Origin of the sequence: Arthrobacter sp. FW305-BF8 (genome assembly GCF_021789315.1) — a bacterium.
Lineage (GTDB): Bacteria > Actinomycetota > Actinomycetes > Actinomycetales > Micrococcaceae > Arthrobacter.
Window position 1 is genome coordinate 3,467,538 of record NZ_CP084561.1, and the last position, 14,826, is coordinate 3,482,363.

General features: G+C 63.9%; 18 protein-coding genes. 14 read left to right on the forward strand and 4 right to left on the reverse strand.

Annotation, left to right across the window (positions count from 1 at the left end; translation table 11 throughout):
- The first annotated feature begins 113 nt into the window (after positions 1-113).
- Positions 114-1,079, forward strand: a complete 966-nt coding sequence (coaA, locus tag LFT45_RS15580) for a type I pantothenate kinase (RefSeq protein WP_236804446.1) — start codon at positions 114-116, stop codon at positions 1,077-1,079.
- A 10-nt stretch (positions 1,080-1,089) separates the two neighbouring features.
- On the opposite strand, the gene LFT45_RS23535 is transcribed toward coaA, so the two are convergent.
- Positions 1,090-1,485, reverse strand: coding sequence for a hypothetical protein (locus tag LFT45_RS23535; RefSeq protein ID WP_442863565.1), 396 nt, complete (start codon positions 1,483-1,485; stop codon positions 1,090-1,092).
- A 25-nt stretch (positions 1,486-1,510) separates the two neighbouring features.
- On the opposite strand from LFT45_RS23535, the gene LFT45_RS23540 reads away from it, so the two are divergent.
- A complete protein-coding gene (locus LFT45_RS23540; protein ID WP_442863566.1) occupies positions 1,511-2,074 on the forward strand; it encodes a M15 family metallopeptidase in 564 nt (187 codons plus the stop codon).
- A gap of 74 nt (positions 2,075-2,148) precedes the next feature.
- Positions 2,149-2,550, forward strand: a complete 402-nt coding sequence (mscL, locus tag LFT45_RS15590) for a large conductance mechanosensitive channel protein MscL (protein WP_236804450.1) — start codon at positions 2,149-2,151, stop codon at positions 2,548-2,550.
- Positions 2,551-2,660: 110 nt separating this feature from the next.
- On the opposite strand, the gene glmM is transcribed toward mscL, so the two are convergent.
- The 3 genes from glmM to rplM form a co-directional block, all read right to left on the reverse strand.
- The gene (gene glmM, locus LFT45_RS15595; RefSeq protein ID WP_236804452.1) at positions 2,661-4,022 is read right to left on the reverse strand and encodes a phosphoglucosamine mutase; all 1,362 of its coding nucleotides are present in this window, start codon (positions 4,020-4,022) and stop codon (positions 2,661-2,663) included.
- A gap of 195 nt (positions 4,023-4,217) precedes the next feature.
- Positions 4,218-4,724: a 30S ribosomal protein S9 gene (gene rpsI / locus LFT45_RS15600; RefSeq protein ID WP_102973654.1), complete on the reverse strand. Its 507-nt coding sequence runs from the start codon at positions 4,722-4,724 to the stop codon at positions 4,218-4,220.
- 36 nt (positions 4,725-4,760) lie between these two features.
- Positions 4,761-5,204: a 50S ribosomal protein L13 gene (rplM, locus tag LFT45_RS15605; RefSeq protein WP_003805351.1), complete on the reverse strand. Its 444-nt coding sequence runs from the start codon at positions 5,202-5,204 to the stop codon at positions 4,761-4,763.
- A 305-nt stretch (positions 5,205-5,509) separates the two neighbouring features.
- Between rplM and LFT45_RS15610 the strand changes: the two genes are divergently transcribed.
- From LFT45_RS15610 to LFT45_RS15660, 11 genes are all read left to right on the forward strand, one after another.
- The gene (locus tag LFT45_RS15610) at positions 5,510-6,163 is read left to right on the forward strand and encodes a prepilin peptidase (RefSeq protein ID WP_236804454.1); all 654 of its coding nucleotides are present in this window, start codon (positions 5,510-5,512) and stop codon (positions 6,161-6,163) included.
- Between the two features lie 271 nt (positions 6,164-6,434).
- Positions 6,435-6,641: a Flp family type IVb pilin gene (locus tag LFT45_RS15615; RefSeq protein WP_236804456.1), complete on the forward strand. Its 207-nt coding sequence runs from the start codon at positions 6,435-6,437 to the stop codon at positions 6,639-6,641.
- Positions 6,642-6,741: 100 nt separating this feature from the next.
- Positions 6,742-7,146 (forward strand): TadE/TadG family type IV pilus assembly protein, encoded by a 405-nt coding sequence (locus tag LFT45_RS15620; RefSeq protein WP_236804459.1) that lies wholly within the window; start codon positions 6,742-6,744, stop codon positions 7,144-7,146.
- Positions 7,134-8,150, forward strand: a complete 1,017-nt coding sequence (locus LFT45_RS15625; protein ID WP_236804461.1) for a Tad domain-containing protein — start codon at positions 7,134-7,136, stop codon at positions 8,148-8,150. The genes LFT45_RS15620 and LFT45_RS15625 overlap by 13 nt, the downstream gene beginning before the upstream one ends.
- A 56-nt stretch (positions 8,151-8,206) precedes the next feature.
- Positions 8,207-8,935: a Flp pilus assembly protein CpaB gene (gene cpaB / locus LFT45_RS15630; RefSeq protein ID WP_236804463.1), complete on the forward strand. Its 729-nt coding sequence runs from the start codon at positions 8,207-8,209 to the stop codon at positions 8,933-8,935.
- Positions 8,932-10,137 carry an AAA family ATPase gene (locus tag LFT45_RS15635; RefSeq protein ID WP_236804466.1) on the forward strand — a complete coding sequence of 402 codons (1,206 nt, stop codon included), beginning with the start codon at positions 8,932-8,934 and terminating at the stop codon, positions 10,135-10,137. Before cpaB ends, LFT45_RS15635 begins: the two co-directional genes overlap by 4 nt.
- Positions 10,134-11,624, forward strand: coding sequence for a CpaF family protein (locus LFT45_RS15640; protein ID WP_236804468.1), 1,491 nt, complete (start codon positions 10,134-10,136; stop codon positions 11,622-11,624). Before LFT45_RS15635 ends, LFT45_RS15640 begins: the two co-directional genes overlap by 4 nt.
- A gap of 2 nt (positions 11,625-11,626) precedes the next feature.
- Positions 11,627-12,571 (forward strand): type II secretion system F family protein, encoded by a 945-nt coding sequence (locus LFT45_RS15645; RefSeq protein ID WP_336885580.1) that lies wholly within the window; start codon positions 11,627-11,629, stop codon positions 12,569-12,571.
- 16 nt (positions 12,572-12,587) lie between these two features.
- Positions 12,588-13,466: a type II secretion system F family protein gene (locus LFT45_RS15650; protein ID WP_236804473.1), complete on the forward strand. Its 879-nt coding sequence runs from the start codon at positions 12,588-12,590 to the stop codon at positions 13,464-13,466.
- Between the two features lie 248 nt (positions 13,467-13,714).
- On the forward strand, positions 13,715-13,951 hold the full coding sequence (locus LFT45_RS15655) for a Flp family type IVb pilin (protein ID WP_236804476.1): 237 nt from the start codon (positions 13,715-13,717) through the stop codon (positions 13,949-13,951).
- A 619-nt stretch (positions 13,952-14,570) separates the two neighbouring features.
- Positions 14,571-14,807, forward strand: coding sequence for a Flp family type IVb pilin (locus tag LFT45_RS15660; RefSeq protein ID WP_236804478.1), 237 nt, complete (start codon positions 14,571-14,573; stop codon positions 14,805-14,807).
- The last annotated feature ends 19 nt before the right edge of the window (positions 14,808-14,826 follow it).

Consider the following 14,826-nt stretch of genomic DNA (forward strand, 5'->3'; position numbering starts at 1 on the left):
ACAACGTTCTGGCCCTGCCCACAGGACGCCCATGGCCCCGGCGAGCCCTTCATCAGGGGCTTTACGGCAGGGTGCATTTCGCTCTCGGCGCCGGGCGGGGCAGAATCTCTAGGGTGACTTTGCAACGCAACGAAGCGAACGGAGAGGGTGTTTCCCCGTTCGTGGAGCTGGACCGGCAGACCTGGTCCCGGCTTTCGGCCCAGATGGAGCAGCCCCTTAATGAAGAGGACGTGCTGCGCCTCCGCGGCCTCGGTGACCCCTTGGACATCAGCGAGGTGCGCGAGGTCTACCTCCCACTGTCACGGCTGTTGCACCTCTATGTGGAGGCCGCCGGGCAGCTGCATGCGGCCACCACCACGTTCCTCGGTGAGCGGACCGAACGCACCCCGTTTGTTATCGGCGTCGCCGGGTCCGTTGCCGTGGGCAAGTCCACCATCGCGCGTGTTCTCCGCGAGATGCTGCGGCGCTGGCCGGGCACGCCGAACGTGGAGCTCATCACCACCGACGGCTTCCTTTATCCGCTGGCCGAGCTCAAGCGCCGCCAGCTGCTCGACCGCAAGGGTTTCCCGGAGTCCTATGACCGCCGGGCGCTGCTGCGCTTCGTGAGCGAAATCAAGGGCGGCGCCGAGGAAGTGCGGGCACCCTGGTACTCGCACGTCACCTATGACATCGTCCCCGGCAAGGAAGTGGTGGTCCGGCGTCCGGACGTCCTCATTGTCGAGGGCCTGAACGTGCTGGCACCCGCCCGGCCCCGGCACGACGGCCGGCAGGGTCTCGCGCTGAGCGACTTCTTCGACTTCTCCATCTATGTGGACGCCAAGACGTCGTACATCGAGGAATGGTACGTGGACCGCTTTCGCAAACTCCGTACCACCGCCTTCGCGCAGCCGGAGTCCTACTTCCACCGCTACGCCACGCTTTCCGACTCCGAGGCCGAGGAGACGGCCCGCGGCATCTGGAAGCGCATCAACGAACCCAATCTGGAAGAGAACGTGCTGCCCACCCGGGGACGGGCCCAGCTGGTGCTCACCAAGGAAGCGGACCATTCCGTCCGCCGGATGCTGCTGAGAAAGGTCTAGCACGCATGTGCTACAACTGCGCTTCCGAGCCCTCTGCCGAGGCCCGGCCCGGGGATCGGCCCAGCCGCCGCGCGGTGGCGCGGCTGCTGATGGCGGGTGCCGGCCTGTCTGCCCTGGCGGCCTGCACTCCTGCCCCTGCGCCGGAAGCCTCGGGGACCATTTCGGCTTCGGGCACCGCGTCCCCAGCCGCTTCCGGCGAAGCCTCTCCGGTCCCGTCCGGGTCCGGTTCCGCCTCCTCCGGCTCCCCGGCAAGAACCAGCGGCGCCGCCTCCCCCACAGCCCCCGCTTCCGCTGCGTCCCCAGCCAGCGCATCCGCCACGCCGCCGTCAGCAACCGCACCAACCACGACGGCGGCGGCAGCCCCGCCGTCGGCCGCCTCCCGCCTGCCCAAGCAGTACTCGCTCACGGCCCCCGCCAGCCCCTGGGTGATCGTGAACAAGCACCGCCCGCTCAAGCCGGCCAACTACGTCCCGGTCGATCTGGTCCAGCCCCGCGTCGCCCTCGCTGTCACCGGCGAGGCGGCACAGCTGAACCGGACGACGGCGGCTGCCGCAGAAAAGATGTTCGCCGCGGCAGCGGCGGACGGCGTGACAATGACACTGGCGAGCGGCTACCGCTCCTACGCGACGCAGGTCGTAACGTACAACGGCTGGGTTAGCTCCGAGGGGCGGGCGGCGGCGGACACCGCCTCGGCACGGCCGGGCTATTCGGAGCACCAGACAGGCTGGGCGTTCGACATCGGCGATGGCGGCGGCGCCTGCAGCTTCCAGCCGTGCTTTGCTGAGCAGCCGGCCGCCGTCTGGGCCAAGGCCAACGCGCACCGCTTCGGCTTCGTGGTGCGATACCCGTTTATGCAGCACACCATCACCGGGTACTTCTACGAATCGTGGCACCTGCGGTATGTCGGTGTGGATGCGGCCACGGACATGCGGAAACGCGGCATCGCCACCCTGGAGCAGTATTTCGGCCTGGAGGCCGCCCCCGGCTACCGCTGACGCCGCTGCCGCCGGCACCTGTGCTCTACGGGCCGGTCCCTGTCCCGTCAACCCGGTGCGGTAGTTTGGTTGGCATGCTTAGTGGATTTAAGAAGTTCATTCTCAAGGGAAACGTCATCGATCTGGCCGTGGCGGTGGTCATCGGATCGGCGTTCAGCGCCGTGGTGGATGCGCTGGTCAAGAGCGTGCTGATGCCGCTGATCTCGGTGCTGGTCGGCGAGCCGAACTTCGATGATTTCCTGGCGTTCGGAGACGTGCGGTTCGGCGTGCTGCTCACCGCGGTGGTCAACTTCCTGCTGGTTGCCTCCGCGCTCTACTTCGTCATCGTCGCCCCGATGAACCGGCTCATCGAGCACCGCAACCGCAAGCTGGGCATCGGGCAGGACGCGAAGAAGGAGGCTGCCGAGGATCCGCAGATCGCCCTGCTCAAGGAGATCCGTGACGCCCTGCAGGCCCAGAACCAGGCGGCTAAGTAGCGCCAGCCGGGAAGTAGCGCCAACCCGCCGCGCGCCAACCGGCAGCAAAAAAGCAGCCCGTCTCCGTCAGGGAGGCGGGCTGCTTTTTGCATTTTGAGGCGAGGCGGAACCTAGTCGCCGACCAGCTCGAGGGCTAGCTGGGTCTTCACAACCTGGGCGAGGCGCTCGGCGATGACCTGGGCGGTCTGCTGATCGCCGGCCTCCACCATGACGCGCACCACTGGCTCCGTGCCGGAGGGGCGCAGGAGCACCCGGCCAGTGTCGCCCAGCTCGGCTTCGGCTGCCGCCACGGCTGCAGCCAGGGTTGCATCGCCGCTGACCCGGCTTCGGTCCACGTCCTTCACGTTGATGAGGACCTGGGGCAGTTTGGTCATGACCGTCGCGAGTTCCTTGAGCGGGCGGCCGGTCAGGGCCACCTGCGCGGCCAGCTGCAGGCCGGTCAGCACACCGTCGCCCGTGGTGGCGTAGTCGGCGAGGATCACGTGGCCGGACTGTTCCCCACCCAGGTTGTAGCCGCCGTCGCGCATCTGCTCCAGCACGTACCTGTCTCCCACGCCCGTCTCGCGGATGGCGATACCAGCGTCCCGGAGGGCGATCTTGAGGCCGAGGTTACTCATCACGGTGGCTACGAGGACATCGTCCTTGAGCTTGCCGGCCTTCTTCAGTGCAACGGCGAGGATGGCCATGATCTGGTCGCCGTCCACCTCGTTGCCTTCGTGGTCCACGGCGAGGCAGCGGTCGGCGTCGCCGTCGTGAGCGATGCCGAGGTCGGCGCGGTGCTCCACCACGGCGGCCTTAAGCGGGCCGAGGTGCGTGGAGCCTACGCCTTCGTTGATGTTCAGGCCGTCAGGTTCGGCGCCAATGACAATCACGTCAGCGCCGGCATCCTTGAAGACCTGGGGGGAACAGCCGCTGGCGGCACCGTGCGCACAGTCCAGCACCACTTTGATGCCGTTGAGGTTGTGCGGGAGGGTTCCCAGGAGGTGGACGATGTACCGGTCCTCGGCGTCGGAGAAACGCTGGATGCGGCCCACCTCTCCGCCCACCGGACGGAAAGGCTCCTTGCCCATCTGGACCTCGATGGCGTCCTCCACCTCATCGGGGAGCTTCTGGCCACCGCGGGCGAAGAACTTGATCCCGTTGTCGGGAGCCGGGTTGTGCGAGGCGGAGATCATGACGCCGAAGTCAGCCTTCAGGTCTGCTACCAGGTAGGCGGCGGCAGGCGTGGGCAGGACACCGGCGTCGTAGACGTCGATGCCGGAGCTGGAAAGCCCCGCCTCAACGGCCGCGGCGATGAACTCGCCGCTTGCACGGGGATCCCTCGCCACTACGGCGCGCGGCCGTGCACCTTCGCTGGTGCGTTCATGGCCAAGCACGACGGCGGCGGCCTGGGCCAGCTGCAATGCGAGCTCGGCTGTCAGCAGGCCATTCGCCAGGCCACGGACACCGTCTGTTCCAAATAATGTAGACATCGCGTCCAAGTTTAGACGATTCAGGCGCCTGCCCCTGCCTTGAACCCGCCTTGGACGGCGTCATCTGGCAGCGCCGGGGACGTTTTGCCTGCTCGCCGTGGACCATGTCCCGTAACTCTGGTTAACGGCAGAAGCCCGCCCCGCCACATGGCGGAACGGGCTTCTGATCGAGGCGAAACGCCCCGGCAAGCGGATTTAGCGCTTGGAGTACTGCTGAGCCTTGCGTGCCTTCTTGAGACCGGCCTTCTTACGCTCGATGACGCGGGCGTCACGGGTGAGGTAGCCGGCCTTCTTCAGGGTGGCGCGGTTGTTCTCGACGTCGATCTCGTTCAGCGAACGGGCGATGCCGAGGCGCAGTGCACCGGCCTGGCCGGAGGGGCCACCGCCGTGGATGCGGGCAATGACGTCGTAGGCGCCTTCGAGATCCAGGATCTTGAAGGGCTCGTTGACGTCCTGCTGGTGCAGCTTGTTCGGGAAGTAGTTATCCAGCTCGCGGCCGTTGATGGTCCACTTGCCGGAGCCCGGCACAACGCGAACGCGTGCAACGGCTTCCTTGCGGCGGCCAACAGCTGCGCCGGCAACGGTCAGTGCCGGGCGCTCCTTCTTCGGAGCAGCTTCAGTAGCGCCGCTTTCCGAGGTGTAGCTGGTCAGGTTTTCCTCAGCCTCAACGGCTTCGGTGGTCAGTTCATCGTTCTGAGCCACGGTTCTCCTTGTAGATAAAAGTGTTGGTGGCCAGGACTACTGGGCGACCTGGGTGATTTCGAAAGTCTTGGGCTGCTGGGCTGCGTGGGGGTGCTCGGCGCCACGGTAGACCTTCAGCTTGCTCAGCTGCTGGGCAGCGAGGGAGTTCTTCGGGAGCATGCCCTTGATGGCCTTCTCAACGGCGCGGACCGGGTTGGACTCCAGGAGCTCCGCGTAGTTGACGGAGGTCAGGCCGCCCGGGTAACCGGAGTGGCGGTATGCGCGCTTCTGCTCCAGCTTGGCGCCGGTGAGGGCAACCTTTTCAGCGTTGATGATGATGACGAAGTCGCCCATGTCCATGTGGGACGCAAAGGTCGGCTTGTGCTTTCCGCGCAGCAGTGTTGCGGTCTGGCTGGCAAGACGACCCAGGACAACGTCGGTGGCGTCAATGACGTGCCACTGGCGGTTGATATCGCCGGGCTTCGGGGTGTACGTACGCACGGTGTTTGCCTCGTTCTTGTTCTGGCGTTCTTGTTTTAGGCGTCACACGGGGTGCACCTACTATCTATGCGCGACCGGAACAGAGGTGAGGGCTCTATGGACCAGTTATCCCCTAGTCCCGAAAATGCCCGTCGGGTAGTGATCCTGCAACTGGATCCCCAAGCGGGCACGCATCATCGAGAAAGGACACGCACAACGACTACCAAGAATAGCGCCAACCGGAGGCCCGGGTCAAAATGGGGTATCCGGTGGCGGGGGTCGTGGAGTCCTGCGCCAGCGCCGGGCCCTTCCAACCAGGAGTGCACGTGACTTCAGCAGGTATCGCCACGCTTATTGCCCTGGCCGTGGGACTCATTGGTATTTTACTGAGCCTCCTTGCTGAGTACGTCATAGCACGCACCCTTCCCCGCCTCGGCGGGCTTCCGGGCGCACGGACAAGAATTACGACGGCGGCACTCACCGGACTGCTCTTCGCCGCCCTTGCGCTGCGGCTGGGACTGGACTGGTCCCTGCCGGCTTTTCTCCTGCTGGCTGTCGTCGGCGTGCAGCTGGCCCGCGTTGATGTGGCCCATCATCTGTTGCCTAATCCCCTCGTGCTCACCCTGCTGGTGGCCGGCCTGGCGCTCCTCTTGCTGGGCAGCTTCGCCACAGCAGAGTGGGCGGAACTGCTCCGTGCGGCCGCTGGGGCGGCCATCCTGTTCGTCATTTTCCTGATTCTGGCCCTGATTTCGCCAAATGGCATCGGCATGGGCGATGTCAAGCTCGCCGCCCCCGTGGGCCTGTACTTGGGCTACTTGGGGTGGAGCCACTTGTTCTATGGCGGAGCACTCGGCTTTGTTCTGGGCGGTATTTTATCCGTCGTTTTGATTAGGCTAAAGCGCGCAAATTTAAGCTCGGAAATTGCCTTTGGGCCCTCGATGCTCGCCGCAGCCCTGGGGACTGTATTACTGGCATCCTAAAGACCGGTATTTGTGGTGAAAGGTTGAATTTCCTACAACGGCCTTGATGATTTCTTGAGTTTCCAAGTAGTCGAGTGCTTGCAGTTTTCCTAGTGTGAGTACCCGTTTGGGGGGAATACTTATTTCCTTGGGGGGAAAGTCGGGTAGAACTACGCATTGTTGCCGGCCTGCTTTCCGGTGGATTCTTTAGCTATCGAAGCACCAGCCCTTTCGCGGTACGGGGGAGGCTGGAATTCGAAAGCATTTATTCCATCGAACTTAAGGAAAAACAATGTCTACTCTCATGGTCTCGGTTCTTGCCTTCGTTTCCGGAATCAAGGACCGGCTGGCATCAGAAAAAGGCGCCACCGCAACCGAATACTCGCTGCTCGTGGCCTTCATCGCATTCATCATCGTCGCCGGCGTGACCGCCTTCGGCAACGGCCTGAGCGGCTGGTTCACCGAACTCGGCACTAACGTCCGCGCATGGTCTAACTAATAGCGTTCGCACATTTTCCCCAGCCGGTGCGCCGCGTGAGTCTGATTGCGAACGCGGCGCACCACCCCAAATTCAGCTGCACCTACTCGCGGAGGGTCCAGTGAAAGGCAGAAGTTCACGCTCGAACAAGGGAGAGCGCCACCGGAAAGAGCGCGGCGCAGTTGCCGTCGAGTTCGCCCTGGTCGCCCCCATCCTTCTGGCCTTGGTGGCCGGTATTGTCGAGTTTTCGCACGCTTACAACCTGCAGATTTCCATCACTCAGGCTGCCCGGGAGGCTGCCCGGGAAATGGCTATCGAGGACGACCAGAGTGCAGCCGCCGTTGCCGCAACCGCCGGCGCGCCCGGCCTGAACGGTGCGGATTTTGGGTACGCCTTCTCCCCCGCGTCCTGCACCGCTGGCGAGAACATGACCGTCACCATCACCTACCCCGCCCCAACACTGACGGGCATCTTCGGGAGCACGGTCACAGTTGCCGGGATAGGGGCCATGCGATGCGAGGGCTGAGTCGTGGCCAACAGGATGGCGAACGCGGCGCGGCCGGCGTCCTGGTAGCCGTCATGATGCTGGTCCTCATCGGCGCGGGCGCCCTGGCCGTGGACGTGGGCCAAATCTATTCTGAGCGGGCGCAGCTCCAAAATGGTGCAGACGCCGGCGCCCTGGGGGTTGCCCAGGCCTGCCACAAGTCAGGCTGCACGCAGGCGGAGGCCCAGGCATTCGCCGACGCGCTGGCGTCCGGAAACGCCAACGACGGCGACGCGAACGTCTCCGAAGTTGACCTTTCCGTGCCGGACCAGGTGACGGTCCGGACCACGACGAAGAACGGCAGCAGCAGCGTGCTCGCCAAGCTCTTCGCCAGTGCCCTAGACGCACCGGCAGTCAGCGTCGGTGCCCATGCCACTGCTTCTGTTGAAGTTCCGGGATCGGGCGCCGGCTTCCCGCTGGCCCTGTCCGAATGCCAGTACGACCTCAGCGACGCAGTGGAAACCGGCGTCCTTCAACAGATCCGTTACAAGCCTGGAATGGGTGACTGCACGTCGACGTCCGGGCACGCAATTCCCGGCGGGTTCGGCTGGCTGGACCAGAACGACGGCCAGTGCCAGGCTGCCACCGACACGGAGGACAACGCTGCATACGACCCCGGTGCCGACTATCCCAACAAGCCCGGCGAGAACTGCGATTCGGTCCTCCAGGGCTGGATCAACACCATCCAGGCCGGCGACGAAGTCCTCGGTATATTTCCGGTCTTCGACAACGCCGGCAAGGACAAGGGCGATGGCTGGTTCCACATCCGTGGATATGCGACGTTCCAAATGGTCGGTTGGAAGTTTGGCGGCGGCTCCACCAGGCCGCAAACGTACAACAGCTCTCCCACTCCGGCTACCGCCTGTGTGGATCCTTGCCGAGCCATTATCGGCAAATTTAAGAAATTCGAGTCCATTGAGGCATTCGAAGGAAATTCCGGCAGCGGAGACGACCTTGGAACCGTCTACATCCGCCTCACCGATTAAGACTGTAGGGGGATAAAATGAAAACTCGCCTCATTGGAGGAATTGCCGCTTTATTGGTGGCGATTATTGGAACCGTCCTGCTCGTCAATTATGTGCAGAATGCAGATAAACGCGCCCTCGCGGACACGGAAACCGAATCTGTTTACGTAGTCGAGAAAACCATCACGGCCGGCACCGGCATCAATAAGGCGGCAGGCGCCGTCGTCCGGAAAGAAGTACCGAAACTGGCCGTGGCCGCCGGCGCCGTGACCGACCTGAACCAGGTAGGCCAAAAAGTGGCCGCAGTGGACCTGATGCCCGGCGAGCAGCTTCTCGCCACGCGCATGGTGGACGCCAATGCCCTGCTCGGGCCGGCCCGGGCGCAGGTTCCGGGGGGCATGCAGGAGATCTCCCTCAAGTTGCCGATCGAACGCGTAGTGGGCGGCACGCTTGCCGCAGGAGATACCGTGGGTGTCTTCCTCTCCGTGGACGACTCCACGGCGAAGACCGGTCGCACTCAACTTACCTTCCACAAAGTGCTGGTCACAGCGGCGCAGTTCAGCAACGGAAGCACGGCCAAGTCCCAAGAGGCCGCGGCCGAGGAAGAGGCCGCAGCCGGTTCCCTCAATACGAAGAAGTCCTCCTCCTCGGATGACACCTACCTCATCACATTGGCCCGCAACTCCGCTGACGCCGAACGCATCGTCTTTGCGACCGAATTTGGCAAGGTTTATCTTTCCAGGGAACCGGCAAATGCCGTCGAGTCAACCTCCGGCGTTGTGACTGGCGCAAGGCTGTTCCGATGAGCCGCTTTGTCCTCATCACCCCAAACGCCGACTTCGAGCGGCGCATCCAGCTGGCAGTGTCCGGGATGCACGGCTCGCTGCGGGTGTTCCAGGCGGACTACCTTCCCGAGAGCCCGCAGGATTTTCTCCGGCAGCTCGTAGGTGAGCCGCCGGAGGTGCTGATCCTCGGACCCGGCCTGCCGGTCGACGGCTCCTTAAAGCTGGCGTCGGTCATGGATCTGCAGTACCCCGAAATCAGCGTTGTCCTGGTGGTGCCTGAAACCAAGGAAGTAGTCCTCCAAGCAATGCGTTCCGGGGTCCGTGACCTCCTCGATCCGTCCGCGGACCCGGATGCCATCCGCGTCCTGCTGGAACGGGCGAGCCTTGCGGCAGCAGGCCGCCGTCGTGGTTTGGCCCCAGGGGCGTCGGAGCACGCCGACCACGGCGAGGGCGGGCGTGTCATCGCGGTCATGTCCCCCAAAGGTGGGGTTGGCAAGACCACCGTGGCAACCAATCTCGCCGTCGGCCTGGGCAGGGCTGCACCGATGAGCGTGGTGATCGTGGATCTGGACCTCCAGTTCGGCGACGTTGCCAGCGGGCTGATGCTGGACCCGGAACACACCATCACCGATGCCGTCGTGGGCGCCGCAAGCCAGGACTCCATGGTCCTGAAGGCGTACCTCACCGTCCACCCCGCGGGGATCTACGCCCTCTGTGCGCCGAGAAACCCGATCGAAATGGACAGGATCTCCGGCGAACAGGTCAGCAGGCTCCTGAAGCAGTTGCGCGAGGAGTTCCACTATATCGTGGTGGACACGGCCCCGGGTTTGGGTGAGCACGTCCTGGCAACACTGGAGCAGGCCACGGACGCCGTTTGGATCTGTGGCATGGACATTCCCAGCATTCGGGGCCTCAGGACGGGGTTCCAGATCCTGGCCGAGCTTGGCCTGCTCCCGGAGAAACGGCACGTGGTGCTGAACATGGCGGACCGCCGGGCGGGACTTACGCTGCAGGACATCGAGACCACCATTGGCTCACCTGTTGACGTTGCGCTCCCCCGCTCCAAGACCCTGCCCTACTCCACTAACAAGGGAGTGCCCATCCTCCAGGACGGCAGCCGGGACTCGGCCGGCAAAGGCCTCCGCCAGCTGGTGGAGCGCTTCAAACCGAACTGGGAAGAAAGACCCCACAAGAAGCTGCACAGAAGGGCGGTAGTCCAGTGAACCTCACCGACCGGTTCCAGAACCTCCGGGGCGAGCCCAAAGGCGATCCCGAGAAGCCACAGCCCGCTGACGTCTTCAAGCCCAAGCCGGCTGCCGCCACGCTTGGCAAGAAGCATGAGGAGCAGGCGGCGGGCTCGGCGGCGAGCGCCACCGCAGCCCTGGAAACGCCAGCCGTCGCCTCTGTTGCCAGCGAAGCCCTGAACGCCCTGAAGGAACGGGCCACCCAGACGCTCTTTGAACGGCTGGGTTCACGGCTTACCGATTCCACCCTCGAGGACGAGGAACTGCATCAGTTTGTCCGCGATGAACTGAAGATCGTCGTGGACGAGGAGCAGGTCCCGCTGTCGGGCCCCGAGAGGCAGCGGCTCATCCGGGACATCATCGACGACGTCCTGGGCCACGGACCCATCCAGCGGTTCCTCGACGACCCCTCCATTACGGAGGTCATGGTCAATCGCTATGACCAGGTCTATGTGGAACGCCAGGGCCGCATCTTGCCCACGGACACGAAATTTAGCTCCGATGATGCGCTGCGCAGGGTGATCGACCGGATCGTGTCCAAGGTGGGGCGCCGCATCGATGAGTCCTCACCGTTGGTGGATGCACGGCTTGCAGACGGCTCCCGCGTCAATGCGATCATCCCGCCGCTGGCAGTCAACGGGCCGGCCTTGACCATCCGAAAGTTTGGCAGGGAAGCTCTGACGGTCAATGATCTGGTGTCCCTGGGCAGTCTCTCCCCCGAGATGGCGGAACTCCTGCACGCCTGCGTCGCCGCCAGGATGAACATCATCGTTTCCGGTGGCACCGGTACCGGCAAGACCACCCTCCTCAACGTGCTGTCAGGCTTTATCCCGCCGGAGGACAGGATAGTGACCATCGAGGACGCCGTGGAACTCCAGCTTCAGCAGGAGCACGTCATCCGGCTCGAAAGCCGTCCGCAGAACATAGAAGGCAGGGGTGAGGTTTCCATCAGGGATTTGGTCCGGAACTCGCTGCGGATGCGGCCGGACAGGATTGTGGTGGGTGAGGTCCGTGGCGGCGAATGCCTTGACATGCTGCAGGCCATGAACACCGGCCACGACGGTTCCATCTCCACCGTGCATGCCAATTCGCCGCGGGACGCCATAGCCAGGCTCGAGACGCTGGTGCTGATGGCAGGAATGGACATCCCGCTCCGCGCGGTGCGCGAACAGTTGGCCTCCGCCGTCAACCTCGTGGTCCACATCACCAGGATGCGCGACGGCTCGCGACGGGTCACCCACATCACCGAGGTACAGGGCATGGAGGGCGACATCGTCACCCTCCAGGACGCCTTCGTGTTTGACTACTCGGCCGGCGTGGACGCCAACGGGCGGTTCCTCGGGAAACCAGTGCCCACGGGCGTCCGGCCACGGTTCACCGAGCGTTTCGCCGAACTCGGCATCGAGATCTCCCCTGCCGTGTTCGGGGGATCCCTCATCGGCGTTGCGCCGGCAAGGGGGCGGTGACAGTGCCCGGCGACTCCGGCGTTTTCGTGGTGGCGCTGGTGCTGCTCTACCTCGCCATCTTCCTGGTCTTCGGCGTAGCCCTCCGGCCCAACTCGGGCATCCCGATGTCACGCCGCCGACCGGATGTCCCCAACGAGACCTCGCCGCTGACCAGGCTGACCGGCCAGGCCGTGGGCGCACTGAACAAGGGCCTCAGGAAGCGCGGACCGGGCCTGCTGACCCAGGACCGGCTGGATGAGTGCGGGCTCAAGAAAGAACCGGGCGACTACCTCATCATGGCCGGGGTCATCGCCCTGACTGCCGCCGTCGTCGGATTCTTCCTTGGCGGCCTGTTCGCCGCGGTCCTCCTGACTCTGCTGACCCCGCTTGGGCTGCACCTGATGCTGAATGCCCTGGCCGGACGCCGCCGTCGGCAGTTTGACCAGCAGGTGCCGGATGCGCTGCAGATGTTCTCCGGTGGCCTGAGGGCCGGGCACAGTCTGCTTCGGGCCGTGGACGCGGCCGGGCAGGAAAGCCAGCCCCCGATGTCGGAGGAACTGGGCCGGATCGTCAATGAGACCAGGATTGGACGCGACCTCGGCGAATCGCTGGCGGATGTGGCGAGACGCACCCAGAGCGAGGATTTCCTCTCCGTCTCGCAGGCCATCGAGATCCACCGAGAGGTGGGCGGGGACCTGGCGGAGGTACTGGACCATCTGGGCAATACGGTCCGCGACCGCAACCAGGTGCGCGGCCAGATCCGGGCGCTGAGCGCTGAGGGCCGGATGTCGGCGATCGTCCTCATGGCTCTGCCCGTGGTGATGTTCATCGGGCTAACGCTGTTCAACGAGATGTATTCCCGCACGTTTACCGGCACAGTTCCCGGCTATTTCATGATCGCCGGGGCAGTTGTTCTGCTCACCGCCGGCGGTTTTTGGCTCAGCCGGATCGTCAAACCCAAGTTCTAGAAAGAAGGTGGTCATTATGCAGCCTGTGGCTTATGCGGCGATTCTGGCAGTGATCGCACCCGTAACTGTCATGACGTGGTTTGTGTTCACCGGCGACCGGGCGGGGCTCCGCAACATCCAGGCAAACCTGGGTCGTGTGTCCAAAGCCAAGGAGCCTGCGCTCAGCGTCAATGAGAAACTGATGCTGGCCAGCCAGCGCATCATGCCGAAGGGCTATGCCGCTTGGTTGGACCGGCAACTCGCGGGCGCTGGCCGGCCCAAGGACTGGCCACTGGCCCGGCTGATCATGGTCAAGCCGCTGCTTGCCTTTGCGGGCGCCGTCCCCGGGTACCTGTTCTTTGCCGGCAGCCCGTCACCCCAGCGGTTCCTGATCCTGTCGGGTGTGACGGCCCTCTGCTACTTCACCCCAGACCTGCTGGTGCGCAACCGGGCGCAGAAGCGGCGGGAAGCCATCCGGCTGGAACTGCCTGTCGCCCTGGACCACATGCTCATCTCGGTCCAGGCCGGCCTCGGGTTCGAAGCAGCGATGGGACGCGCCGGCACCAACGGCAACGGTCCGATGGCCGAGGAGCTGATCCGCACGCTTCAGGACATCCAGGTGGGCAGGTCGCGGAAGGACGCCTACCTCGCGATGGCAGAGCGCGTGGATGTGCCGGACGTTCGCAGCTTCATCCGGGCAGTGGTCCAAGCTGACGCGTACGGCGTAGCCATCGCTGGCGTCCTCAAGACCCAGGCCGAAGACATGCGGATCAAGCGGAAGCAGCGCGCGGAGGAGCACGCCATGAAAATGCCGGTGAAGATGCTGTTCCCGCTGATCTTCTTCATCCTGCCCACGCTGTTCATCGTGGTTCTCGGGCCGACGGTGATGAGCATTATTTCGATGTTCGCGGGGTAGCTTTTCGTTTGCAGGGCCCTTCGGTTCGTGGAACCGAAGGGCCCTTTTGTCTTTTCACTGCTGTCTGCGCGGCCCACGATATCCGCATCAACTCCGCAGGAAATGTGCAGTAAACGCAGTAACAACCCCGTTTGGCAAGGCTTGGCGCAGGATGCTGCAAGATCCCGGTTCGATGGCGAAATCCGTTGCTAATTTTATTTCAGCGCTGGTGACGGACCAGCTCCCCCCAACTCGCTCAGGAGTCCAACATGCTTTCTCTCATCGCAAAGTTCCAGACCCTCGGATTCACCATCAAGAACCGCCTCCAGGAAGAAAAGGGCGCCACCGCCGTCGAATACGGCATCATGGTCGGCCTCATCGCAGTCGTCATCATCGCAGTCGTCGTCATCCTCGGCCCGCAGCTGGCCGCCATGTTCCAGGGCGTCAGCGACTCGCTCCCTGAAGCACCGGCCACTACCGCCCCCGCAAACACAAATGGTGGCTAACCCGCAGACAGCTACACCACTTAGTCGATACGGCCGGACGGCAAGGCAAAACCTAGCCACCCGGCCGTATCGGCGTTTAACGCGGGCCGACGACGCACACCATCATTTTGAAACGGTAACGTCCAAGCTGGCAGTGCAAATGACGATCAGTGATGCCCAGAGCAGCTTCCTGCGTAGACGGTCGCCGTCGGACGGGTGCGGACGCGGCCCTCGGTGCCGCGAGCGTCCACGTCGGCTTCGCCACAGGGAGGGGACTATTGCTGCCAAACGCCGGGTTCACCGCCGGCATCGAACCATCGTGCTGCGCCCATTCCGCGGGCCGCGAAGCGAGCCGCGAGGATCTGCCCAGAGTCGGCACCACAGGCGGCAGCGATCCAACAGGCCGGCCCACTCGATCCACTGACCGAGGAATTCTGTTTGTGCCCGGACACGGCAAATACGCGTCCCTCCAGCAGCGCACTAAATACGCAGGTTTAGCGCAGAAATCATGGGAATTGCATGGTTAGGCAAGGCTTGGCGCAGGATGCTGCAAGATCCCGGTCCAGCCCCGAATTCGCTTGCTAATTTTATTTCAGCGCTGGTGACGGACCAGCTCACCCAACTCGCTCAGGAGTCCAAAATGCTTTCTCTCATCGCAAAGTTCCAGACCCTCGGATTCATCGCCAAGAACCGCCTCCAGGACGAAAAGGGCGCCACCGCCGTCGAATACGGCATCATGGTCGGCCTCATCGCCGTCGTCATCATCGCAGTCGTCGTCATCCTCGGCCCGCAGCTGGCCGCCATGTTCCAGGGCGTCAGCGACTCGCTCCCTGAAGCACCGGCCACTACCGCCCCCGCAAACACAAATGGTGGCTAACCCGCAGACAGCTACACCA

Bases quoted from the DNA above. Each gene is read 5' to 3' on its own strand.
- mscL (WP_236804450.1), top strand. From the start codon at position 2,149: ATGCTTAGTGGATTTAAGAAGTTCATTCTCAAGGGAAACGTCATCGAT.
- glmM (WP_236804452.1), bottom strand. From the start codon at position 4,022: ATGTCTACATTATTTGGAACAGACGGTGTCCGTGGCCTGGCGAATGGC.
- LFT45_RS15615 (WP_236804456.1), top strand. From the start codon at position 6,435: ATGTCTACTCTCATGGTCTCGGTTCTTGCCTTCGTTTCCGGAATCAAG.
- LFT45_RS15625 (WP_236804461.1), top strand. From the start codon at position 7,134: ATGCGAGGGCTGAGTCGTGGCCAACAGGATGGCGAACGCGGCGCGGCC.
- LFT45_RS15635 (WP_236804466.1), top strand. From the start codon at position 8,932: ATGAGCCGCTTTGTCCTCATCACCCCAAACGCCGACTTCGAGCGGCGC.
- LFT45_RS15650 (WP_236804473.1), top strand. From the start codon at position 12,588: ATGCAGCCTGTGGCTTATGCGGCGATTCTGGCAGTGATCGCACCCGTA.
- LFT45_RS15655 (WP_236804476.1), top strand. From the start codon at position 13,715: ATGCTTTCTCTCATCGCAAAGTTCCAGACCCTCGGATTCACCATCAAG.
- LFT45_RS15660 (WP_236804478.1), top strand. From the start codon at position 14,571: ATGCTTTCTCTCATCGCAAAGTTCCAGACCCTCGGATTCATCGCCAAG.